Annotated in this window: 23 protein-coding genes; 9 read left to right on the top strand and 14 right to left on the bottom strand. The window is 35.5% G+C overall.

Annotated elements, in window-relative coordinates; genetic code table 11:
- Positions 1-5: 5 nt before the first annotated feature.
- The 4 genes from DLK05_RS08385 to DLK05_RS08370 all read right to left on the bottom strand — a co-directional run bounded on the left by DLK05_RS08385 (position 6) and on the right by DLK05_RS08370 (position 2959).
- Positions 6-497 (bottom strand): DUF4252 domain-containing protein, encoded by a 492-nt coding sequence (locus tag DLK05_RS08385; RefSeq protein ID WP_209319795.1) that lies wholly within the window; start codon positions 495-497, stop codon positions 6-8.
- 87 nt (positions 498-584) lie between these two features.
- Complete coding sequence (locus DLK05_RS08380; RefSeq protein ID WP_127343564.1) at positions 585-2159, bottom strand: PspC domain-containing protein; 1575 nt, start codon at positions 2157-2159, stop codon at positions 585-587.
- 20 nt (positions 2160-2179) lie between these two features.
- Positions 2180-2503, bottom strand: a complete 324-nt coding sequence (locus DLK05_RS08375; protein ID WP_127343563.1) for a PadR family transcriptional regulator — start codon at positions 2501-2503, stop codon at positions 2180-2182.
- A gap of 12 nt (positions 2504-2515) precedes the next feature.
- On the bottom strand, positions 2516-2959 hold the full coding sequence (locus DLK05_RS08370) for a hypothetical protein (protein WP_127343562.1): 444 nt from the start codon (positions 2957-2959) through the stop codon (positions 2516-2518).
- A gap of 202 nt (positions 2960-3161) precedes the next feature.
- Here DLK05_RS08370 and DLK05_RS18035 point away from each other — a divergent pair, with 202 nt between their 5' ends.
- Positions 3162-3386: a ferredoxin gene (locus DLK05_RS18035; RefSeq protein ID WP_127343561.1), complete on the top strand. Its 225-nt coding sequence runs from the start codon at positions 3162-3164 to the stop codon at positions 3384-3386.
- Between the two features lie 106 nt (positions 3387-3492).
- Here DLK05_RS18035 and typA read toward each other — a convergent pair whose 3' ends face one another.
- Entirely contained in the window at positions 3493-5289 is a 1797-nt protein-coding gene (typA, locus tag DLK05_RS08360) for a translational GTPase TypA (protein WP_127343560.1), read from the bottom strand.
- A 756-nt stretch (positions 5290-6045) separates the two neighbouring features.
- Between typA and DLK05_RS08355 the strand changes: the two genes are divergently transcribed.
- Both DLK05_RS08355 and DLK05_RS08350 read left to right on the top strand, forming a co-directional pair.
- Positions 6046-8598, top strand: a complete 2553-nt coding sequence (locus DLK05_RS08355) for a TonB-dependent receptor (RefSeq protein ID WP_127343559.1) — start codon at positions 6046-6048, stop codon at positions 8596-8598.
- Between the two features lie 33 nt (positions 8599-8631).
- A complete protein-coding gene (locus DLK05_RS08350; RefSeq protein ID WP_127343558.1) occupies positions 8632-9948 on the top strand; it encodes a hypothetical protein in 1317 nt (438 codons plus the stop codon).
- Positions 9949-10032: 84 nt separating this feature from the next.
- On the opposite strand, the gene DLK05_RS08345 is transcribed toward DLK05_RS08350, so the two are convergent.
- Positions 10033-10317 carry a hypothetical protein gene (locus DLK05_RS08345; RefSeq protein ID WP_127343557.1) on the bottom strand — a complete coding sequence of 95 codons (285 nt, stop codon included), beginning with the start codon at positions 10315-10317 and terminating at the stop codon, positions 10033-10035.
- A 197-nt stretch (positions 10318-10514) separates the two neighbouring features.
- On the opposite strand from DLK05_RS08345, the gene trpS reads away from it, so the two are divergent.
- Positions 10515-11504: a tryptophan--tRNA ligase gene (gene trpS, locus DLK05_RS08340; RefSeq protein WP_127343556.1), complete on the top strand. Its 990-nt coding sequence runs from the start codon at positions 10515-10517 to the stop codon at positions 11502-11504.
- Positions 11505-11729: 225 nt separating this feature from the next.
- Positions 11730-12482, top strand: a complete 753-nt coding sequence (locus tag DLK05_RS08335; RefSeq protein ID WP_127343555.1) for a lysophospholipid acyltransferase family protein — start codon at positions 11730-11732, stop codon at positions 12480-12482.
- Positions 12483-12530: 48 nt separating this feature from the next.
- Here DLK05_RS08335 and buk read toward each other — a convergent pair whose 3' ends face one another.
- Positions 12531-13604 (bottom strand): butyrate kinase, encoded by a 1074-nt coding sequence (gene buk / locus DLK05_RS08330; RefSeq protein ID WP_127343554.1) that lies wholly within the window; start codon positions 13602-13604, stop codon positions 12531-12533.
- A gap of 59 nt (positions 13605-13663) precedes the next feature.
- Positions 13664-14392, bottom strand: a complete 729-nt coding sequence (locus DLK05_RS08325; RefSeq protein ID WP_127343553.1) for a DUF169 domain-containing protein — start codon at positions 14390-14392, stop codon at positions 13664-13666.
- Positions 14393-14594: 202 nt separating this feature from the next.
- On the opposite strand from DLK05_RS08325, the gene hemN reads away from it, so the two are divergent.
- The 3 genes from hemN (at position 14595) to DLK05_RS17845 (ending at position 16574) form a co-directional block, all read left to right on the top strand.
- Positions 14595-15959 (top strand): oxygen-independent coproporphyrinogen III oxidase, encoded by a 1365-nt coding sequence (gene hemN / locus DLK05_RS08320; RefSeq protein WP_127343552.1) that lies wholly within the window; start codon positions 14595-14597, stop codon positions 15957-15959.
- Positions 15960-16049: 90 nt separating this feature from the next.
- Entirely contained in the window at positions 16050-16292 is a 243-nt protein-coding gene (locus tag DLK05_RS17850) for a group II intron maturase-specific domain-containing protein (protein WP_262707814.1), read from the top strand.
- A 33-nt stretch (positions 16293-16325) separates the two neighbouring features.
- Entirely contained in the window at positions 16326-16574 is a 249-nt protein-coding gene (locus DLK05_RS17845) for a hypothetical protein (protein ID WP_235831976.1), read from the top strand.
- Positions 16575-16640: 66 nt separating this feature from the next.
- Here the strand turns inward: DLK05_RS17845 and DLK05_RS08310 are convergent, their stop codons facing one another.
- From DLK05_RS08310 to DLK05_RS08300, 3 genes are all read right to left on the bottom strand, one after another.
- The gene (locus tag DLK05_RS08310; protein WP_127343551.1) at positions 16641-17777 is read right to left on the bottom strand and encodes a DNA-processing protein DprA; all 1137 of its coding nucleotides are present in this window, start codon (positions 17775-17777) and stop codon (positions 16641-16643) included.
- A gap of 11 nt (positions 17778-17788) precedes the next feature.
- A complete protein-coding gene (locus DLK05_RS08305) occupies positions 17789-19825 on the bottom strand; it encodes a RecQ family ATP-dependent DNA helicase (protein ID WP_127343550.1) in 2037 nt (678 codons plus the stop codon).
- 295 nt (positions 19826-20120) lie between these two features.
- The gene (locus tag DLK05_RS08300) at positions 20121-20753 is read right to left on the bottom strand and encodes a hypothetical protein (RefSeq protein ID WP_127343549.1); all 633 of its coding nucleotides are present in this window, start codon (positions 20751-20753) and stop codon (positions 20121-20123) included.
- Between the two features lie 835 nt (positions 20754-21588).
- On the opposite strand from DLK05_RS08300, the gene DLK05_RS08295 reads away from it, so the two are divergent.
- Positions 21589-22338: a hypothetical protein gene (locus DLK05_RS08295; protein ID WP_127343548.1), complete on the top strand. Its 750-nt coding sequence runs from the start codon at positions 21589-21591 to the stop codon at positions 22336-22338.
- Positions 22339-22590: 252 nt separating this feature from the next.
- Here the strand turns inward: DLK05_RS08295 and DLK05_RS08290 are convergent, their stop codons facing one another.
- The 3 genes from DLK05_RS08290 to DLK05_RS08280 all read right to left on the bottom strand — a co-directional run bounded on the left by DLK05_RS08290 (position 22591) and on the right by DLK05_RS08280 (position 23867).
- Positions 22591-22785: a DUF1289 domain-containing protein gene (locus tag DLK05_RS08290; RefSeq protein ID WP_127343547.1), complete on the bottom strand. Its 195-nt coding sequence runs from the start codon at positions 22783-22785 to the stop codon at positions 22591-22593.
- A gap of 123 nt (positions 22786-22908) precedes the next feature.
- A complete protein-coding gene (locus tag DLK05_RS08285) occupies positions 22909-23415 on the bottom strand; it encodes a hypothetical protein (protein WP_127343546.1) in 507 nt (168 codons plus the stop codon).
- A gap of 5 nt (positions 23416-23420) precedes the next feature.
- The gene (locus DLK05_RS08280; RefSeq protein WP_127343545.1) at positions 23421-23867 is read right to left on the bottom strand and encodes a MarR family winged helix-turn-helix transcriptional regulator; all 447 of its coding nucleotides are present in this window, start codon (positions 23865-23867) and stop codon (positions 23421-23423) included.
- Positions 23868-24053: the final 186 nt, after the last annotated feature.

Below are 24053 nucleotides of genomic sequence, written 5' to 3'. Positions count from 1 at the left end.
GATTTTTAATTTTCTTCATTATCCAAACTTATATGCGATAAGGTTTCCAATTCATCAACATGAAAATCACCAAAAAATGAAATTAAACTTGTCCTATTTTCATTGTAATGTAGTATATGAAATTCACTAAATCGTTTGCCTTTTCCTTTTGCGTAGAAATGTATTTCATCTGAATCATCATCTCGTTCGGTAAGCACTTCTTTATAAGAGTCTCCTTTTGAGAGTTGGGATATTACTATTTTCTTGAATTTTGATTCATTGCCAATCTCATGTTTAAAAGTCAGGAATTTAATATTTTTGCAATCTCCGGTAATATTTTTTTCCAATTCATCTTCATCCACATCAAAATCGAGATTTTTCAGAAAACTACCAGAAAAGCTAAAGCTGTTAAAACCATCAATATTTGAGTATTTAGCATGCAAGCTTTCCCCTTTTGTTTGTGCTTGCAATACCATCGGAAGCACAATTACTGCAAGAATAATAATTAATTTTTTCATCTTTTTATTTTTAGAATAAACCATGTTTGCACCGATTTAAGTGTGTGTTGAAAAAGGTATCGGTGCAAAACATGGATGGAATAGAATTTATTTAACTTGTCTTAATCCTTCTTTAGTCATCATCCATTTTTGGTCAAGCATATCGTAATCCCAAGTGTTGGTTACATTGTCGATATCATGTATAATTTTACCCATGCTGTCACCCAAATAAACCACTTTGCCATTTGGTACCTTAACGGTGATATGTAATCTTTGATTTCTCCATTTGCTATTTTCAGGAAGTGTAAAAAATTGATTAAAGAGGACAAGTGAGTCTTTCTGTGTCCATTTGTAAATGATGTTTTGTGCATTTTCAACAGCTCTGTCGTGAGTTCTTCCACGGGATTTTTTGCGAACTTTAATCTCAAAATGATCAGAAAGACTTCTTTCTACATCCAATGTAGGTTCGCCAATAATCATTTCTTCATCATCTTTCATGATAATTTTCACTCTATCCAAATCTATATTTTCATCCTCATAACTATAGTCGATATTATCAGTGCTCTTAAGGTATAAGGTATCGTTTTGAAATGTTTTCAATGTAAAATTATCTGAGTGTCTCGTACTGCTATACATATATCCCTTAACCTGACTAAAGCTCATAACAACCAGAAGAACGATTCCGGCAAGCCAAATACCCAAGGCTGTTAATCCTATTATCTTATTATTGGTTTTAAATCGGAATAACAATTTAACTCCGGCAAAAATCAAAAGTAAAAGTGGAATCCCAATAACGATGATCGTACTAATAGTAAAAAGTGTAATACTCGTTGTATCAATAAATACCTTAGGTAGAATTGCACCAGGAAAATTGAAATCAGTAAATGAACCAAAAAAACTGTGTGCAAAAATCATAGACCCAATAAATCCCATTAAGGATACAAATCCGGCAATTACAAACCCTATTCCCAGCAGAATAATTACAACTTTTAGTAGTAAGCGCAAAGCAGTACCTAGAAAATCTATAGCGCGATCAAAACCATCTTTTACCTGAGGTCCGTTCTTATCACGCATATTATTAAAACTATCTTTTACCTCCTTGTACTCGTCCTTTATCGTTTCCTCGATATTAGAAATATTGACCTTTTTGCCTTTCATTTCTAATTTTTGAGTGGTAGTAATCGCTTTAGGTACCACAATCCAAAGAATGATGTATAAAAGAAAAACAAAGCCTGCTGAAACAAACAGAAATAGTACAAATAGAAGTCGAATCACAACTACATCTATTCCAAAATAAGCAGATAAACCACTAGATACCCCACCAAAAACACGATGATCAGGATCTCTGTAAAGTCTTCGCTTTTTATGTGTCCGAACACTATGAGCCGCTGGTTCGCCATCCTCGTGATCCTCTTCATCAGTTGCGAAAATTTCCTCTGGTTTACCCATGATAGAAATTACTTTATCTACCATTTCGAGATTCACCACCTGATCTTTTGAACTTAGTTTTTCCTGAAATATCTCAGAGATCCTAGCTTCAATGTCAGCTATGATTTCTCGTCCTTCTTCTCCTGCTCCATAATGAGCATTAATCGTTCGAAGATAGTTTTGCAAATTCTCAAATGCATCTTCATCGATATGGAAAATGTTTCCACTAATATTTATCGTTAATGTCTTTTTCATGGGTAATATTGTTTTGGGTCTTATTTTTTAATAGTGTTTACGGCATCAACTAATTCTTGCCAGGAGTGATCAAGTTCTTGGAGAAAGTTATTTCCCTTTTCCGTAATAGTATAATATTTTCTTGGAGGTCCCTGTTTGGATTCCTCCCATCGATAACTTAATAAACCTGCATTTTTTAAACGAGTTAGGAGCGGATAAAGTGTTCCTTCCACAACAATCATTTTGGCTTGTTTTAATTCCTTAATGATGTCGGATGCATAGGCATCGTTTCTGGAAAGTAGGGAAAGAATACAATATTCCAGCACTCCTTTTCGCATTTGGGCTTTGGTGTTTTCTATCTTCATCGTTGGAATATTTTAGATGCTTGATTTTTTATTTCCTGGAAAATTCCAGATGCTTTTTCTTTTCTTCTTCACAGGAAATTGAATAGAATTACTTGTATTGCTATCCATCTCCTTCTTTATTTCTGACTTGCTTTCAGTAACCTTCATTTCGTTAATGCAAGTTGTACTGTCATTTATCTGGATCAATAAATCTCTACATACTTTCAGATTTTCTTCCAATAGAAATATGCCCGAGTCTAAATAGGAAACTTCGGGCTGATCACCCGTTTGCTCCGAATAGGTAATCCCCGAACTAATTTTATCAGTTACTATTTTTAATATAGGAGACAAAACTTGAATGGAATTTATATTATCACATTTGTATTGTGCTTGTGATTCTATTGTTCCAAAACAAATAACAAGAACCAACAACATGATTTTTTTAAGCCATCTCAATTTATATATTCGTGTTTTCATAGCTAAAATATTTATAATACTATCCTAAGCATGCAAGCTTGTTATACAAATATACGTATAAAAAAAGGTAATATGCAATACACAGTACTAAAATAAATCACAAATTAATCATACAATCCTCATTTTCTTTACTTTAGATACATTAAGAAAATAATCTATCTTTGAATTCTAAATAAATTAGTAACAAAATTTAAACTTTAAGATGATGTCAAGAATTATTCATCAAAGAAAAAAGTGCATAGGATGTAGTTATTGCGTAGAAATTGCACCAGCCTTTTGGAAAATGAATGAAAGAGATGGAAGATGCGATCTGATAGGATCAGATGGTAGGAATGGGCAATTTATTCTTGAAATTTTTGAGGACGAGCTCAGATTGAACCAAAGAGTATCAGAATTATGTCCGGCCAAATGTATTCGCATTGAATAAAAAAATATAATTTCCCTAAAAAATAAAAGAGCAATTTCCAAAAGGAAATTGCTCTTTCTTGATATATTTATTTTGAATTCCGAATCAAGTAAAAACTTTACGGAAATTACTTCGCCGCTCTTTTTCTGTCGATTTCAGATAATAATATTTTACGTAATCTAATACTCCCTGGAGTAACCTCAACATACTCGTCTCCCTGAATATACTCTAAAGCTTCCTCTAAAGAGAAAATAGTTGGAGGAGCAAGTCTAACCTTTTCATCGGTACCAGAAGTACGCATATTGGTTAGTTTTTTAGTTTTGGTAACATTAATTGCCAAATCTCCAGCACGAGTATGTTCTCCTACCACCTGACCTTGATAAATATCAGTTTGTGGCGATACGAAAAATCGACCTCTATCCTGTAATTTATTTAAGGCATATGCAAAGGTTGTTCCTGTTTCCATTGCAATCAACGAACCATTAACCCGACCTTGAATTACACCTTTATGAGGTTGGTATTCAAGAAATCGATGAGAAATTACAGCTTCACCTGCAGTTGCAGTAAGAATTTGATTTCTCAATCCAATAATTCCTCTGGATGGAATTTGAAATTCAAGATGAATTCGATCCGCCTTACGTTCCATCGTAAGCATCTCCCCTTTTCGCTGGTTAATCAATTCGATTGCCTTACCCGATACATCTTCAGGAAGGTCAACATATAGAATTTCAATTGGTTCGCATTTTTCACCACCAATTTCTTTAATAATCACCTGAGGCTGTCCAACTTGTAACTCATAACCTTCTCTCCTCATTGTTTCAATAAGAACAGACAAATGAAGTACACCACGACCAAAAACATTGTAAGAATCTGCAGAATCCGTTTTTTCTACTCTTAGTGCCAGGTTTTTTTCCAACTCCAACTCTAAACGATCAATTAAATGTCGGGAAGTTACGTACTTTCCATCCTGACCATAGAATGGAGAATTATTAATGGTAAACAACATACTCATAGTTGGCTCATCAATAGCAATAGGATCCAATGGTTCTGGTTTTTCTAAGTCGCAAATTGAATCTCCAATATCAAAACCATCTATTCCCACCAATGCACAAAGCTCACCTGATTTCACACTAGAAACTCTTTCTTTGCCCAAGCCAGTAAATACATGTAATTCCTTGATTCGTGATTTCTTCATGCTTCCATCACGCTTCACCAAACTAACATCCATTCCTTCGCGCAATTCTCCCCGATGTACACGTCCTACAGCAATACGCCCAACATAACTCGAATAATCTAAAGACGTAATTAGCATTTGTGGAGTTCCTTTCAAGACTTTTGGTTCTGGGATGTATTCCAAAATTGCATCCAGAATAGCAGTAATATCAGTAGTAGGTTTTTTCCAATCTTTCGACATCCAGCCTTGCTTAGCCGAGCCATAAATAGTTGGGAAATCCAACTGCTCTTCTGTCGCTTCCAGATTGAACATCAATTCAAAAACTTGTTCCTGAACTTCTTCGGGACGACAATTTGGTTTATCTACTTTATTAATTACCACAACCGGTTTTAATCCAAGAGCAAGAGCTTTAGATAAAACAAATCGAGTTTGAGGCATGGTTCCTTCAAATGCATCAACCAACAACAAAACTCCGTCTGCCATATTAAGTACTCGCTCCACTTCACCCCCAAAATCAGAGTGACCCGGTGTGTCAATAATGTTTATTTTCACATCCTTATACTCAAGAGAAACGTTCTTTGACAAGATGGTAATTCCACGCTCTCTCTCCAGGTCGTTGCTATCCAGGATTAAATCTCCAGGATTCTCATTTTTTCTAAAAATGTTACTATGCATTATCATTTTATCAACCAAAGTTGTTTTACCATGGTCAACGTGAGCGATAATCGCAATGTTCCTTAATTTCTTCATCTTGTTTCTTCTTTATCAGGGATTGTCCCATTATTTGATCCAATTATTTAAGGATCAATACTTGTATTGTAAGGCAATATCAGTTAAAATGCAACTAGTCAATTTTATTTTCATTGAAAATATTGGAATTGAATCGATTGCATACTTGAAATTGCGGCTGCAAAAGTACGCTTTATTTTTTTTAATTATCCGTATTTACTGTATTAATTTTCACTTCTGAGATTTGATGTTTTCTTACACTTTTATTAATGTTAAATTAAAGGAGTTAAAGGACTTAATTGTTTATTTTTGCGAAGGAGAAATTAAAATACAGCTTTAGGATTAATTTAGAATGAAAATAATTAAGGATAATTGGGATGTTAAAATTTCCTAAAATCCTTGTGCTTTCAAGGATAGGAATTAATCTTATTTAAAAATTCTATTTAGATAATGTAATCAACTAATTCTTTGGGAGTTTTCAGGTTATGGAATTAAAAAGAAAAATATTACCTTCCGTACCCATTTTTAAAAGCCAAAAGCTTTAATTTTGTTTCGAATAATATAGAGCTTGTCTAAAGAATTGAATCCCAATTTCAGTGATGAAAATATTTTTTTCGATGAACTCCCAAAAACGAAGGATGAACTGCGATAATAAAAGTATAAATTATTTGCAGTTCCACTTCAAACCAACCATTTTTGTAATCCTTTTCTCCAAGGAATGTGAGATGATTTTGTAGCGATTTTGCTGCATAATTACTAACCTAACAATTCGTTTTTATGAAAAAAGCTATGAGAAGTATTTTGTCATTGGCAGCAATTATGATGTTGTCCATTGCAACTATTGCTCAAACCACCGTTAAAGGGGTGGTTGTTGACGGTAGCACCAACGAAAGTTTACCTGGTGCATCTATCGTTGTTCCCGGCACTACAATTGGTACTGTTTCGGGTTTTGATGGTTCTTTTACACTGCAATTGCCAGAGGGAACATCAAAAGTTCTAGTAAGTTTCGTGGGATTTCTTGATAAAGAAATTGCCTTAAAAGGAGCTCAGGATTTGGGTACTATTAAATTAGAATCTGATGCTGTAGGTCTAAAAGAAGTAAGTGTGATGGCTTCGGTAGTTACCGATCGTCAAACACCGATTTCTGTTTCAACTATCTCTCCTGAAATTATCCAGGAAAAATTAGGAACTCAGGAATATCCTGAAATTTTAAAAACAACTCCTTCTATTTATACTTCTAAAGAAGGTGGTGGATTTGGAGATGCTACTGTTTACGTACGTGGTTTTGATTCAAATAACGTAGGTGTATTGATTAACGGGGTCCCTGTTAACGATATGGAAAATGGTAAAGTGTATTGGTCTAACTGGGCCGGTCTTTCTGATGTGACTCGTACCATGCAGGTGCAAAGAGGTCTTGGAGCTTCAAAGCTTGGACTTTCGTCTGTTGGAGGAACCATCAACATCTTAACCAACTCAACCGATGCTAAAAAAGGCGGAGTAATTAAAACAGGTGTTGCAAACTCAGGATACAGAAAAGATTTAATTTCATTGTCAACTGGTATGTTAGATAATGGATGGGCAGTATCTCTTCTTGGATCGCACACATATGGTAATGGATATGTAAAAGGAACAGATTTCGATGCATGGAGTTATTTTGCAAATGTTTCTAAAAAAATAAATGACAAGCATACCCTTGCTTTCATGATCACTGGTGCTCCTCAATGGCACAACCAAAGAGGTAATAAGCACACAATTCAGCAATATCGTAACAATAAGGACAAGTATAAATTCAACTCTGATTACGGTATCCGCGAAGGAAAAATGTATGGTGGTGGATATGGATATAACTACTATCACAAACCTCAGGCTCAATTAAACGACTATTGGAAAATAGACGATGAAACCAACTTGACTACTTCATGGTATGGTTCTATTGGTACTGGTGGAGGAAGAAGAGTTTCCGGTAACAAAGCAAACTGGTTAGGTGTAAATAACAAAACCGGTGAAGACTATGCAGAAACAATGAGAACTGCAAATGGTTTATTGGATTTTGATGGCGTAGCAGAATTAAACAAGGCTAACGTTGTTGACGGTTCTCAAGCTGTAATCGGAAACTCTGTAAACAATCATGTTTGGACTGGTTTGTTGTCAACTTTGACTAAGAATTTCGATAAAATGAAATTAACTGCTGGTTTCGATGGTCGTTATTATAAAGGAGAACACTACAGAGAAGTAGAAGATTTGTTAGGTGGTTCTTTCTTTTTAGATGGTGCAAATATCAATCGCGATGCTAATACTAAATTAAAAAAAGGAGACAAATACTCTTATCACAACGATGGTAAAGTAATGTACACTGGTTTGTTTTCACAAATGGAATATGTAGATGATAACTATAGTGCATTTATATCAGGTGCGTTAGCAAGAAAAAGCTACAAGCGTGTTGATTATTTCCAATATACTCCTGGAAATCAGGCAACCGATTGGCAACATTTCTATCCTTGGAATGTGAAAGCTGGTTTCAACTACAAAATCAACTCTGTACACCACGTATTTGTTAACGGTGGTTACGTTCAAAGAACTCCATATTTCACTAATGTTTTCTTGAACTATAAGAATGACATCAACGATAAAGTGAAGTATGAAAAAATCATTACTGCTGAAATCGGTTATGGTTATACTTCTCCTAATTTCAAAGCTACTGTTACTGCATACCGCACCAACTGGAAAGACAGAGGTTTGGTAATGAGTTTACAAGGACAAACTGCTAATATCGGTGGATTGAATCAACTTCACCAAGGTATCGAAGTAGAAGCTTCTTATAATCCAACCAGAAAATTAAGAGTTAATGGTATGTTCTCTTATGGTGATTGGAAATATCAGGATGATGTAAACTTTAGTCTTTATGATGATGCTAATGTGAAGATTGGTGACTATAGCGCATTCATTAAGGATGTTCATGTTGGAAACTCGGCTCAACTTACCGGATCTGTTTCTGTAAGCTACGAAGTATTACCTAAATTAAGAGTTGGTGCTGATTACGTTTATTACGGAAACAACTATTCAGATTTCGATCCTACAAACAGAACCAATGGTGCTGAGGATAGAGTAGATGCTTGGGAAATACCAGAAGTTGGTATTATGGATATGAACTTCAACTACAGATTTAAAATTGCTGGTTTAAAAGCATCTATTTACGGTAATGTATATAACCTTTTCGATGTTTCTTATGTATCTAAATCTGCTGATGGAGCAGGTCATGATGCAGCCTCTGCTTTAGTATACTATGGTTTTGGTACTACTTGGTCAACAGGTTTGAAAATTAAATTTTAATCAGTCATTTGTAAAACCGTAAAATTAAATCGTATGAAAAAATTATTATATATGGTATCATTTCTGGCATTGATTTTTGCCGGTTGCGATCCAATGGGGGATGTTTACAATGATCTTGATGCACAAGGCGGAGTCAAGAACATCCAGAACTTACAATACCAGCTTACCGATGCCGATTATGCAGCAATAGGTGAAAATCCTGCTAAATATGGTAGCTTTAGCTCTTATGATCCTGCTGCTGATTATCTTCCTGCTTTCTTAAATGATAAGTATGCTACTTTAGATAAAAATTCGGTAATCAATGTTACCTATAAGTATTACCAGGGAAGTCTTACTTATTTGAAAGACTATCTTGCATACCTCGAAGACTTAGCTGCAATTCAATCTTATACATTAAGTACTGCAGATTACGACTCTATGGGTACTGGTTCTAACGAGCCTGGTAAATACAATAACTTCTCATCAACTACACCAGCAGCAGATTATTTGCCAGATTTTCTTTTGACAAAATATCCTGATGCTGTTCAAGATGATGAAGTTGCTGTTACCTATAAATACTATGATGGAAGTGTTTCTGAAATAACAGAATTCTGGGCTTTTGATGGTTCGGTATGGGCACAATCTGAAAAAGTAGCTCCTGAAATTCCTGATGGTGTTACCCTTTACGAATTGGAAGCCGCTGATTACGATTCAATGGGAACTCCAGGTAAATACAATAACTTCTCTGGTTCTGATGCTCCTGAAAGTTATTTACCAATTTTCTTGGGAGAGAAATTCCCATATGCTGCTGAAGGAGATAAAATCGCAACTGTTTATAAGTATTATGCAGGTGGCGGTGTTACCGAAACCAGAGCAAAAGAATATACTTTAACTGATGGTGTTTGGGTAGAATATACTTCAACCATTAATAAAACAGATCAGTATCTAAGATTTGCAGATGGATGGAAGTTTGATCCAACCGTATTGTACACAATGGTTTCAGACGATTATCAGATCATTGTTGATTATGTTAATGCTAATGTTAGTGCTGATTATGTAGATAGCTATGGAACTGCTGAAGCTTATTACGGAGCGGGTGCTCATTATTCAAATTTCGATTTAAGAGATGGAAAATTTGATAGTACTACCTTCGCTACTTGGGACGAGGCTGTAAAAGAAGCTCTGAAAACAGCTTTCTTACCTAATAAGTTCCCTGAAGCTGTTGCACAAGTTGAAGGTGTTGATGTACATTATATCGTTACATTTACAACTTACGATGGTTCAAACGGAATATACACTATGGATTTTGTTTGTACTAAATCAGCTCCAAATCCAACATTCGATTATGTAGCTGGTCCTACTGCAAAGTAAGATCTCTATTAAAATAATACTAAAGGCCGAATCATTCCGATTCGGCCTTTTTTATTCCTTGCTATTATTTCTTTTATACCTCCTTTAATCCCTCGCAGGTAAGAGAACCCAAGCTATCTTTCTAAGGTATTCTTCTTCAAGTGCAGATTGATAGAAAACATCTGCAAGCTTATCAACTGCAAGTGCAGATGGCGAGAAAACATCTGCAAAATCATCAACTGCAAGTGCAGATGAATAGAAAACACCTCCAAGATAGTCAACTGCAAATGCAGATTGCGAGAAGACATCTCCAAAATAGTCAACTCCAAATGCAGATCGCAGGAAAACATCTGCAAAATCATCAACTACAAGTGCAGAATGTAAGACCAACGTCTAATTTGAACTCCATTTCCAAATTGTTCGTGATCTTTAGAATGATTGCAAATCTCCACCATACAGACTCAGTCACTGTAAATTTTGATGTAAGTTTGGTCGGATAGTTTTAATTGTCGGTTTCGTTTCATAATTTTGCGAGGAAATTTTTCTAAGTATAAACAGCTCAGAACTGAGCAATTAATGATTTAAACATGGATACAGTAGTAAGTGGAATTCGATCTACAGGTAATTTACATCTGGGAAATTATTTCGGTGCGGTAAAGAATTTTGTGCAAATGCAGCACAAGAGCAATTGCTTTTTCTTTATTGCTGATTGGCATTCCTTGACTACACATCCAACACCTGCCGACCTGCACGACAACGTGAAGCGTGTATTGGCCGAATACCTTGCTTGTGGTATTGATCCCGAAAAGGCTAGTATATATGTACAAAGTGATGTGCCTGAAATTCCTGAGTTGTATTTATTGATGAACATGAATGCCTATTTAGGCGAATTGGAGCGCACAACATCTTTCAAGGATAAGGCCCGGAAGCAACCAGAAAATGTGAATGCAGGTCTATTAACCTATCCGGTATTAATGGCTGTGGATATTTTGATTCACAAGGCTCAAAAAGTACCAGTGGGAAAAGATCAGGAACAGAATCTGGAGATGGCTCGTAAATTTGCTCGTCGTTTTAATAATACCTATGGTGAGGAGACTTTCCCCATTCCTCAGGCTTATTCTTTTTCGGGTGAATTTGTAAAAATACCCGGACTGGATGGATCCGGTAAAATGGGAAAATCAGAAGGAAATGCCATTTGCCTGATTGATGATCCGAAAGATATTCGTAAAAAAGTGATGAAAGCCGTTTCGGATAGTGGTCCAACAGAGATGAATCAGGAAAAACCAGAGGCTATTCATAACCTGTTTACCTTGATGGATGTGGTATCCACAAAAGATACCTACGATTTTTTCAATGATAAGTATAACAATTGCGAGATCCGCTATGGCGATATGAAAAAGCAATTGGCAGAAGATATTATCAACTTTACTTCACCAATTCGCGAGCGGATTCTTGATATTTCAAAAGATGATGAATACTTAAGCAAGGTAACCCGCTTGGGAGCAGAAAAAGCTCGTGAAAGTGCGGCAAAAACTCTCGAAGAAGTACGCAAATTAATTGGTTTCCGTAAATTCTAAGGGAAAAGAAAGAGAGATAAAATGCCATTCCGTTGGAGTGGCATTTTCTTATTCCGCTTATCCTCCATCTAATTTTCCGGATTTCATTTTGATTTCTATAAAAACAATAAATCTTATTTTTACTAAAAAGATGTACCTTGATATTTGCTATTAAAAATGACGATCTACTTTCTTAATTCTGGTGAACTTTGCCGGCATATACAATGAATTTAAATTCAATTTAGAATGAACATTTTACTATTTCCTTTTCGAATATTATACAAGCTGTATTTTCTGATCTATTTCATTTTCACACTCGTGCTGTTTTATCCCATATTTAAGTACTTGTTATCGAGAAAAGAGAGATTTCCAACTGCTTTTAAAGTGATAAAAGTATATGCTAAAGTATGGCTTTATGGTTCAGGAATATTTATCCGGATTAAGGGGAAAGAGAATATAATTACTAATCAGCCTTTTTTAATATGCTCCAATCATAGCTCTTTTATCGATCCGGCAACCCTATATGCTATTTTCGATCAATACTTTGTATTTACGGGTAAAAAGGAAATAGAGAAATGGCCACTATTTCATATATTCTATACTTCAGGCATGAATATTTTGGTGGATAGGCACAACAGATTGGGTGCATTAAAAAGCTTTAAAAAGATGATGGAGGTTATCGATAACGGACATCCATTAGTGATTCTACCAGAAGGTACTATACCAAAAGATGCACCCAAATTGGGGGAATTTAAAGCCGGTGCTGTATCGATAGCAATACAAATGGGAATTCCTATTTTGCCTATAACACAAACCACAAATTGGAAAAGATTACAACGAGGTAGTTTGTTTAAAGGCAATGCGAGCCCAGGTGTGGCAGAAGTTATCATCCATCCGCTAATCCCGACTACAGGATTAACAAGACAGGATACTAAAACCCTACAAGGAAGACTGTATGATGTGATTAATAAACCCCTGCAGGAAAAATATGGTAGGTAGTATTAGGGTTTAATGGCAAATATTTATCGATTCCATCATTAATGTAAGTTAATATTCCAAAGCCAATTCCTTTCCGTCAATTACCCGAAAAGCACCTTCGGCGAGGGCTTCCATTTCATTTTCGCCGGGATAAATAAAGAAAGCTGTAAGGCAAGCTACGTATTCCTTCAAATCAGTAATAAACCGATCGGAATAGGCTATTCCACCAGTTATAATGATTCCATCTGCTTTGCATTTCATCGCGGCGTGATAGGCTCCGATCTCCTTGGCAATTTGGTAAACAAATGCCTCATATATTAACTGTGCTTGTTTGTTCCCATTGTCTATCAATTTGAAAACATCCCGTAAATCATCCACACCCAAATAGGCTTTTAAACCACTATTCTTGCTCAATTGCTGTTCTACTTCATTTCGCGGTTTCGAATAGCATAAATCCATGATCCCGCGAGTGGGAATAGCTCCGGCACGGTTGGGCGAAAATGGTCCCATTCCCATCAAGGCATCATTCACATCGGTGATTTTACCACCCTCCACACTTGCAATGGAAATACCACCACCCAAGTGAGCAATCACGTATTTTGTATCCCGGTAGGGTATGTTTTGTTGTTGGGCAATTTTACGGGCAGTCATTTTCATATTTAAAGGATGTCCGCGCCGGTTGCGTTCAATCCCCGGAACACCTGATATCTTCGCTTTATCCACAATGTCGCCAGCAGAAACAGGATCAACCGTATAGCTTTCGGCTAAATGGAAATGTTTGGCTAGCTCATTGGCAAGCATACTACCTAAATTAGAAGCATGATCGCCATATTTTCCGCTTTGTGCATCAGCTAAAAAAGCCTCGTTAATTCGGTAGGTTCCACCTTTTAAAGGCTTCACGATTCCACCACGGCCAACCATCCCAACAACAATAAGCTTGTTATCGCGAAACATCGTATCTAAGGCAGCTTCCACCATCTGGTATCGATATTCAAATTGATCGGTAACCTTCCGGAATTGATCCAGATCTTTCTGCGCATGGCGCATTACTTTTTCTGCAATCAATTTACTTCTATTGTACAAGGCAATTTTAGTAGAGGTAGATCCCGGATTGATTACCACCACAATTTCGTTTGGCTTCATAGCTTAGTTGTTTTAAATGGAGGATTGAAAATACAAAAACTTATTCAGGACACCATCCGTTATTTTGAAATGCGCTTTTGTACCTTTTTCCAATCGTCTGTAGTCAGAAAACTTTCGTCCATATTATCGATCATACTTTCGAATTTTTTCATTGGTACTGCAAAACTTAGACTATTTTCCGGAACATAGGGGCGAGCTGAAACATCGAACATCCCCAATATAGTTTTTTGTTTATCCTTTTTACTTTCCTGATAAGGGTAGCTAATAATCGATCCGCAACCTGCTGAAAATGGCGCAATGTTTACAAAAGGGCCTTCCTGATCATAATTGGCCAGCGTGAATAAACCGGATAACACATCGGGAGTGGCAAAGAATATCACGACATCCGGATTATCCTCTTCAGTAAGTCGATCCCAACGCTTAAAGCATATATATTTTGCAGGAGCTTTAAAAACAGGAAATGCATCAATGGCTTTTTGTGCTATCTCCGGATTTTTCAAATATCTTTCCTTTCCGGTGGAAAGAAATACATTCAAACCTTCAGGACGATCCGCAAAACCACAATAGCATTTTCCACCACCGCATCCGATGGAATATACCGAAAAGCTTGCAGATTTTCCATGTCTTATTTTATGCAGCAATCCAATCAGGCAATTCCACGATTTGCTAACAATTTCTTCCTTCTGAATGCGATCTTCACTAAACCAAAAGGCAATGGGAAGTTCCGCTTTTTCATCAAAGTATTTTTGCCATTTATTCAAAAAATCATCTTGTAGTCCTTCTTTCATCTCAATAAGTTTGATGGGTTTTAGCAAATATCTGTTTTGTTCGGATCAATGACAAGAATTGAGATTAATCAAATTCAGAAATCCGATAAAAATCGATGAGTCCATCCACTTGTGTAGTTTTTAATGAGATGGATGGTACTTAAAGAACCGATTCATCTAAAAACAGATATATTTGTAAAGTTTACAGCAAAAAATTAGAGTTATGGATAGAGAAAAATTAATCGATAAATATAACGTTCCGGTACCCCGATATACCAGTTATCCAACGGTACCATTCTGGGACGATGCAAAACCTGAGCTTAGCAAGTGGTTGCAGGTGGTGAAAAAGACTTTTGATGAATCGAATAATTCTAAAGGAATTAGTATTTATGTGCATTTGCCTTATTGCGAGCGGCTTTGCACCTACTGTGCATGTACCAAAACCATTACCCAAAATCATGGGCTGGAAGAGGAGTATATTGATGCGCTCTTGCAGGAATGGAAGATTTATCTGGATACTTTTGGACAAGCTCCTGTGCTTCGCGAATTACATTTGGGAGGTGGAACACCTACCTTTTTTAGTCCCGGGAATTTAAAAAGATTGATTAATGGATTGAAGGAAAATTCAAGACTACATCCCGATTATGAATTTAGTTTCGAAGGACATCCCAACAACACTACCCGCGAGCATTTACAAGCCTTGTACGAGGTTGGATTCCGAAGAGTAAGCTATGGTGTTCAGGATTTTGACCCTGAAGTGCAAAGGGTGATCAATCGCAAACAAAGTTTCGAAGTGGTGAAAGAGGTAACACTTGCCGCCAGAGAAATTGGTTATCATTCGGTTAATTTCGATTTGATTTATGGTTTACCTAAACAGCAATTAAGCTCGGTTCGCGATACATTCGAAAAGGTAGCAGAACTAAAACCAGATCGGATTGCCTATTATTCCTATGCTCATGTGCCCTGGAAAACCAAAGGACAAAGAATGTTTACCGATGAGGATATTCCGGATAGCGCTGCCAAAAGAGCCTTGTACGATCTGGGAAAGGAAAAATTAGAAGAACTTGGCTTCTGTGATGTAGGAATGGATCATTTTTCACTCAAGACCGACGATTTATATAAGGCCAGGGAAGAGAAGCGTTTGCACCGTAATTTTATGGGATACAATACTTCGCATACCGAGCTATTGATTGGTTTGGGAGCATCTTCTATTTCTGATGCTAAATACGCTTACGTACAGAACAACAAGGATATTAAGACTTACCAAAGCTTTGCAATGAAAGGCGATTTAGATTTGGTGAAAGGATATTTTTTGAATAAGGAAGATCTGATTGTAAAACGTGCAATATTAGATATTACCTGTCGCCGGGAATTATTCTTCACCGATGAATTAAAGGCCTTTTTACCAACTACATTAAAAGATGAATTGCAAGTAATGGCCGAAGAGGAAATCATCCGATTCGATGAGGAAAAAATGGAAGTTACGGATTTGGGAATGGTATTTTTAAGAAATATTGCCAGGATATTCGACAATAAACTGCGCTATGCCCAAAATGGTGGAGACAAGATGTTCTCAAAGTCGATATAGAAATAAGATAAAAGTAAATTATTGCAAAAGAGATCATCCGCCAGGGTGATCTCTTTTTGTTTTGGTGGTAAGGCTGGCTTTATACTGGACATGCTACATTTGTTGGTAGTATTCTCTAATAGTTGGAAAGGCTTATGGCAAAAGCTGAAAACCATCACTCGGAAAACGACACCGATGAGCTTTGAGGAACGCATCCAAAAACTGAAAGAGGTTCAGCGAGGTTGGGTAAATAACTTCCGTATGGCAAGTATTTTAAACAAACTTGAAGATCTCGACGGTTGGTTGCGCAACAGGCTCAGGTATTGCATTTGGCATCATTGGTGCCGAGCGTAGCAAGACCATGAACACCTATAATAAAAGAATTTTGTGAATAACATACCCGAAAAGAAAAGGCGAAGCCTTATCCGCTTGGGTGTTCAGCAAGGACAAGCCTATGCATGGTCTCGTTCACGAATGGGAGGCTGGGCAATTGCTCAGAGTCCCATTCTGAGAATGACCATTACTTTGGCTCGCTTGAAGAAACGAGGTTACATTTCTATGCTGGAAATCTACAAACGTGTTTCCCCACAACTTAACGAACCGCTGTATACGAGACCCGTACGTACAGTGGTGTGAGAGGTTCTCCGCTAGGCTAATGGCCTAGCGGCAGCCTACTCGATTAGCCACTTTACATTTTCATTTTCAGTCAAATAATGTTTTTTGAGATTGAATTGTTCGTTCCTTATGAGCAAATTTTAATGGTTTTCCTTTCACGGTAATAATTTCGTCTTGTTCTTTTAGAAACGAGGAGACTTTTCTTGAACTCCAATCTATTTTAAGTGTATCAACTATTTTTTTTGAAGTGAATACACCTTTTTTCAATAATTCAATGATTTTATATTCAACATCATTTGGGTCAGGTTCAGAAACAACATTTTGATTTATATTAATTTGTTGTTCATAGCTTAAAACATCCCCTTCTGCATCAACAGGAACAGCACCTTTTTGTATTAATTGATTATTCGCATTTTTTTCTTTAAAGTCAGGCTTTCTGACAAATATTTTCCGACCTTTTTTAAGTCCGTCAACAACACCAGACCAAGTGCCACCTTTATTACTTGATTCGGCAACAAAAATTTCAGTTGCTAAACCATAAATGATTGGATTACGTGCCATTGCTAAACCAACGCTCCAAGTCGCTTTTGGATAGAAAGTACTCAATACCATCACATCACCATCAATAATTTGTTTGTAATATTTTTTAAATCCTGAATTAAATGTTGAAATACCTTGGGGAAGAACAATAATACTTTGCCCTTTATATTTTAGTGCTGAATCTAATGCTTGCTTATCAACTCCTTTGGCAAAACCACTTACAATAACTTTGTAATCATTGGACGCAGTTTTTGCGACATTGTCAGTAAAATCCAAAGACAATTTATCTGCTTTTCTTGAACCTACAATAGCAACAGATTTTTCTTTCATTATCGCCTTATTTCCTTTTGTGTAAATTAAGGGTGGTGCGTATGTTCTACCCAAATTCTTTTTAAGAATGGGTGAATATTCAGGTGAAGTGATAGGTAAAATACTGTAACCTTGTTCAAGAAGGTCTTCAACCATAAAAGCGTAATTTGACAATTCCTTTATAGCTTCCTGAAATAATAAAATCTCATTCTCATTTAATTCGTAATTGTCTTTCCATTGCTTTGGCTCAAAATGAAAGAAATCAATAATTGTTTTTTGTTCTTCAAACAACCTGACAATTATTTCATTCTTTTTTTGGGTTCTAAGTTTCGGCAAATGTGCCAAAGCAAGCCAATATGATAATTCTTCATTCATATTATTCTTATTTATATATCACCACCCACAGTTCTGGCGATTATTAAGGGTGCAATTTTACTCGCCCCATTATTAGTTAACATTCTTCCAATCTCCTTTATTGTTGCACCACTATCAAAAATATCATCAAAAATAATAATATTTTTACCATTTATTTGTTCAGGATTATTGAAAGTAAACATTCCTTCAACATTGTCTCTTTTTAAATAGCCATTTTCAAATACTTTTTGTGGTTGTGTTTCTCCTATTTTCACAAGATTATGTGAGATAGGCACTTTCAGGATCCTTGATATTTTTTCTGTAAAATTTTTAACTAAGTCTCCTGATTCAGTCGGAGGCACATATACAATTAAATCAAATAGTTCTTGCCCGTATTGTTTCCGAAATGCTTTTAATGTCAATTTAAGTAAAAAATCAGGGAAATCTCCTCCATTATGATATTTGCATCTGTTAAGAGCTGCACCAACATTTGATACACCATAATAACTTGATGCAATTCCATTAACGATATTAGAACCTCTACTTTCAACTTTTAAAATAGGAAAATAAGTTTCTCTAAAATCCGATAGCAATTTGATCGTTTCTGGTTTAGGATTGGAAATGAGTTTTTGAAGATTTGTATTATCACAGTTTTCAATTTGGTCAGGAATCGAATCACCAAGGTAATTACACAAAAATTTCATTCTTGAAGAATTTAGGTTGACATATTCAAGCATTGATTCAAGTTCTTGAAGTTTTAATTCTCTCAATTCTTCAAATGCTTTTGTGTTTAAATCCGGTGCATCAAATTGATATTCATATTTTTTTGACCGACCATAAATAACCTCTTTTATTATGCCTTGTTCAATTAAGTCGGCTTTAATTACTCGTACCTGAGTTTGTTTTAGGTTAGTTGCCTTCATTATTTGACGTTCACCCAACTGTTCACCTTTAACAGCATTGATTACTTTATTATACTTATTTAAACTTGGTCGTCCACCATCAATAAATGCTTTTGGAAGTTTATAATCTTCTTCTATTCCTTTATCATCCTTTGAAGAGTTATAAAATAAAATTATACTTGTTGGCTTTCCATCTCTACCTGCTCTGCCTATTTCTTGATAATAATGAATTGGTGAAGCTGGTATTTGTGTATGAATTAAAAATCTAATATTAGGTTTGTCAATTCCCATTCCTAGGGCATTAGTAGAAACAATAACCTTCCACTTATTAGCCATTAAACCATTTTCAACTTCTTTTCTTGTCTCGCCATCGAGACCTGCATTATATTCGGTAGTATTTATTTTAAGGTAGTCAAACCAACGTGAGTATATTTCAGTATTTATTCTTGTTCCTGTATAAATTATACCTGTTCCCTCAATATTATTTAAGTTCTCGGCAAGCCAAATCAACTTTTCATCTTCTGATTTAACATTGATTACAAACAAGTTGAAATTATCTCTGATTAATCTTCCTCTTAATGTTGTTATGTCATTAGATATTTGTTTTTCGACATCAATTTGAACTCTTTTTGTTGCTGTTGCAGTAGTTGCTAAAACAGGCATATGTTTGGGAAGTAATTGTATTAAATTTATTATTCTCCTAAAAGCTGGTCGAAAATCGTGCCCCCAAACTGAAATAGTATGAGCTTCATCAATTACAATCATTGAAAGATTCATTTGCCTCGTAGCTTGAATCCATTCTTGATTTTCTTGTCTTTCAGGTGCTATATATAATATTTTCAGCTTACCGTTAATTGCATCTTGAATAGTTTGTGAGTTCTCCTTTTGGGTTTGTTCTGAATTAATGAATTTGGCACTAATTCCATTTTCAACAAGACTTTTAACTTGGTCACGCATTAATGCAATCAAAGGTGAAAATATGATAGTTATACCTTCAAATTGCGTAGCGGGAAATTGAAAGCACAATGATTTTCCAAATCCAGTTTTTTCTATCAATAGAACTCGTTTTCCTTGAAAAAGCATATCTATAGTTTCCCATTGTTCATCATAGAAACTATCAAATCCAAAAATCCGTTTGAGTTTTATTTCAGCTTGTTCTCTATTCATATGCTGTGTCTTTTTCGTATTGTGGCTAACGAATAGCTGTAAGAATCCGTCACCTGTTATGATTTTTACAGCGTGTTGGGATGAGTTTTGCTGTGAATACCACCAAAGTAAATTCTAAGCTATTCTGATTTATAATTTTACTTTTAAAATTTCATTCCCTTTTGTATGGTTTATCACAGTATCTAGTGGTGTGAGATGTGCTCCGCTAGGCTAATGCCTAGCGGTAGCCTACTCATATGTTTACAGAAGAATATTTTAGGTCCAACCGGTATTTATATGATGAATAAAAATCTCATTATTTTGTATAAGGTATTCTTCTCGAAACTTTTCTCATCAGAATATTTATAAGATCTTGTGCATCGGAACCAAGAGAGCCTTTTATTTTTTTGTTGTAATTTACTACTAATTCATCATCGATTGTACTTGTAAAATCCATATTCATTATCGCACTATTTGTAGCAAACAATCCGCCAGTAAGAACCGCAAGTCCAACAGCTGCACCAGTTGACATCGGTTTTGAAGTTTCAAAAGTACCTGTTATTAAAGTCTCAACCCCTAAAATTTTCCCTAATTCGCTTGGCAGGTATTCTTCATTTGAATAAATGTCAATACCATTTTTCTTTAATAATGCATTTGTTCGGGCTGGATTTTGAACCTCTACTAGCATAGTTCCCCTTTTTTTTCTTGTCAAAAACCAAGTATACATTCCTTTTTGAATATCAAGAGATTCATCTTTATCCATTTGAGCTATTTGTTCTGATGTGAAATCTTTAAGTTGTTTAGGTCTCAATTTCACTTGAACTCTTAAAGGTAATATTGCAATTGTTTTAGTTTTTGAAACGTAATAATTTGGATTGACATAAAGTTTTGTTTGTGAAAACAGAGCTGTTGTAATAAGTAAACATAGGATAGTTAATGTATTTTTCATTTAAATTTGATTTATTTATTTACCTACTTCAAAATTATATTGGCTTTTCGGCTTATTCCCAACAATATTTTATCTAAAAAGAACTTGTTTATATTTCTTTCTGTAATTATTTAATCAATAATTATATTAAAAAAAGGACGTTAACATTAAACAGTAAGAATCCATCGCTGGTTATAATTTTTACAGATTTTTATCAGCTGTTGGGCTGTGAATGCTACCTCAGATCAATTATTGCCGCCCTTTTTCAAAATAATTGATCCTCTAAAACAATACAAAATTTGTTGATTTTATTTCAGTCCGATAAAAATATACATATTATTTAATTTGCCTGTGCAAAATTGAAAGCAATTAAGCTGGAATCAATATAAATAAGCTTTTCATAAGTTGAATGGGGGAGAGCAAGCTACTGTAAAGCCTTTGGTTTGCTGTAATGCTTCGTCTATTTCTTTTGTCCAGAATAAGTTGTATTTCCTCCATTTACTTGTTGCATTAGCCGTAGTGTACTAATGCTTCTTTTATTTCATTTAGCCCGTTTTTTATAGATCACATAATGCAAATGTTCGGCAGTGGGGGATGCTCCTTCTTCATTTGTGTTTTAAAAGGTAACCCATTAAGCATTATGTTGTGAAACATATTTAGGGTGAGTTCAATTTTAAATCATAATTTTTACAGACTAAGATGCCAGGTTTTACGGGCATTTGCTAACAATATAGTAGTTTAAAATTTTTCTTAGTTAACGGGAGAGTTCATTTTTTGTTTTTGAATATCTGAAAATATGTTTTAATTTCAGTGTCGTTAATAAAAATATTAGTTAATTACCCTAAAACAAAAAGAAATGTCAAATGTTACAGATTTTGAAACCGTACAAGAAAAACTATTAGCAATTCAAGAAGAAAATATTGACAAGCTAGGTATGCCCGTTGATATTTATTTGCAGGAGGCCGAGGATAAAAGCTATTATGCCACAAAAGACAAAGAACTTTTGGTGGCAAACGGTTTAGCTGCAGAATATATCGATTCTTTGCCTGCAAGAATTGGAGCTTTGCAGTACACCCAATCGGAATGGAAAGCAGTATCAAAAAGTAAAACCGAAATGGCTAAACAGTGGAGCGAGGTATCGGAAAATGCTGAAAAACTGCATCGCGAATTATTACACGAATTCCGTTTTGCCTATCGCAACGATAAGGAGCTGAAAGCAGTAGTGGATGATATTGCAGATGGCAATGGATATGCTGATATGGTTCAGGATTTTAGTGATTTGTGCACTTTGGGGAAGAAACATCCCGATTTTTTAACGGCCATCTATTTTGACACTGCAAAGTTGGATAAAGCTGCTGAATTTGCCGATATATTGGGTCCAATGGTGAGTAGTATAAATGGAGAACGGAACGAGAACGATAAACCAGCTAAAGAGATGCGCGACAGGGCTTACACCTATTTAAAAGAGGCTATTGATCAAATTAGCGACTTTGGTAAATTTGTGTTCTGGGAAGACGAAGAGAAGTTAGAAAAGTATGCTTCGGCATATTTCCGCAAACTCCGGAAACAAAAAGAAGAAGAGGACGAAGCAGCGAAAACGCTCTGAAACCCCCGCGCAGGCTAGGCAAAAACCCGCAGGAAGGGTAATTTTGCCGCAGGAAGCCATAAAAGTCCGCAGAATTGTGAAAAACTGCCGCAGGAGACCCGAAATAGCCACAGAATTGCAAAATACTGCCGCAGGAAGGCAAAAAATCGCGCAGGACACTATAATTTTGCCGCAGCGCAGATTAAATAGGCGAAGGAAAGGCAAATTCCTCCAAAAACAACAAAAGACCTCCATTAGCGAGGTCTTTTTATTTTATCTAAAAAAAGTAGCGGTGGAAGTGTCTGCTGCGTTTCTTCTTTCGCTGGCTTTTTTCAAAACAGCTTTCTTTTCGTTGTTGGTATATAGCGACCAATTGCCGATTTCTTCGGAAGTTCTTCTGCAACCAAAACATACGTCGTTGCTATCCTGTCGGCAAATCTTAATACAAGGAGATTCTATATCTTTCATAGTTCTGTTATTTAAAATGAATACAAATAAAGTGAATCAAATTTGTAAATGCAACTTTCAAATCCTTATTCATTGCATCGATTTTGGTATTATTCGTCTCAATACAGTTTAAATTCGACCTAATTATAATGCCTTATTAATTGTTCTTTTTGGCTTGAATACTGATATAAAAATGGTGATGATTAGAGTAGCATTCATGCAAATTCCCATAACTGTTTGCCATTTATCATACCATTGGTATTCGGTATTGCTAAGGGCAGCCATGCCAAGCTCACCTGATATTCTTACCATTTCGGCAATCCATGGTCCCGAATACAGCGTACCAAGTATGATTATCAGTAAGGTGATGATCCATTTAAATGTCATCCAACTGTGTTTAAAGTAGCCCCATTTTGTAAATTGGGAATAAACCCATCCGGTGAGCAGGCTTACTATTGCTGCCGGAACCAGTATCTTCATATCAATAAAATGGATGATTTTATTCATTAAATACAAATGATCCCCAGTTTGTACTTCGTTGCGCATAAAATGTAAAAGGAACATGATTAATCCCGTTGTTATCCATATTCCGGCAGCTAAAAGATGAATTGATTTAAGCCATTTCTTTTGAGTGGTTGACAATTGTTTCATGTTCTTTATTTTAGAAATTTCTGAGTATTTGTGATAACATGTTTGAGGTTTTTTATCATGATTTCTCTGGCTTCTTCCTCCAATCCCTCAAGAGCTATATTTGTTGATTCAAAAGCACATTGATGTAGTTGATCATTTAATTTTTTGCCCTTTTTGGTAATGAACAGTTTGAATACTCTTTTGTCAATATCCTCTCGTTTTTTTTCAACAAAACCTGCTGTTTCAAGCTTTTGAGTCATTCGGCTCATATTAGCGAAATCCTTGTATGTGATTTCACTCAGTTTGCCTATTGTCATGCCATCAGATTCGTTTAAATGATATAGAATATTCCATTGTTCAGGGGTAATATCAAGCTTGTTATCATTTAATATTTTAAAGAAGACTCGCTTTATCATGATTGCACTTATCGCAATATGATGGTTTACTGATTTTTCTAGGTTTACTTTGTTCATTGTTTATATATTTGTCATGGCAAATATAAATATTAAATTGTCACGACAAGTACTTTGCAGGAAAAATTAGGAGTGATTAAAATTCGTATCAGATTTTATTAAATAGAAAAATCCCAGACTTTACAGCCTGGGATTTTCTCTAACCCTAATTACTAACCTAAATCTAACCCATGAAAAAACTTTCTC

Source organism: Ancylomarina longa, from assembly GCF_003996985.1.
GTDB lineage: Bacteria > Bacteroidota > Bacteroidia > Bacteroidales > Marinifilaceae > Ancylomarina_A > Ancylomarina_A longa.
The sequence above is the reverse complement of the archived record's forward strand: the minus strand, read 5'-3'. Positions and strand labels throughout refer to the sequence as shown.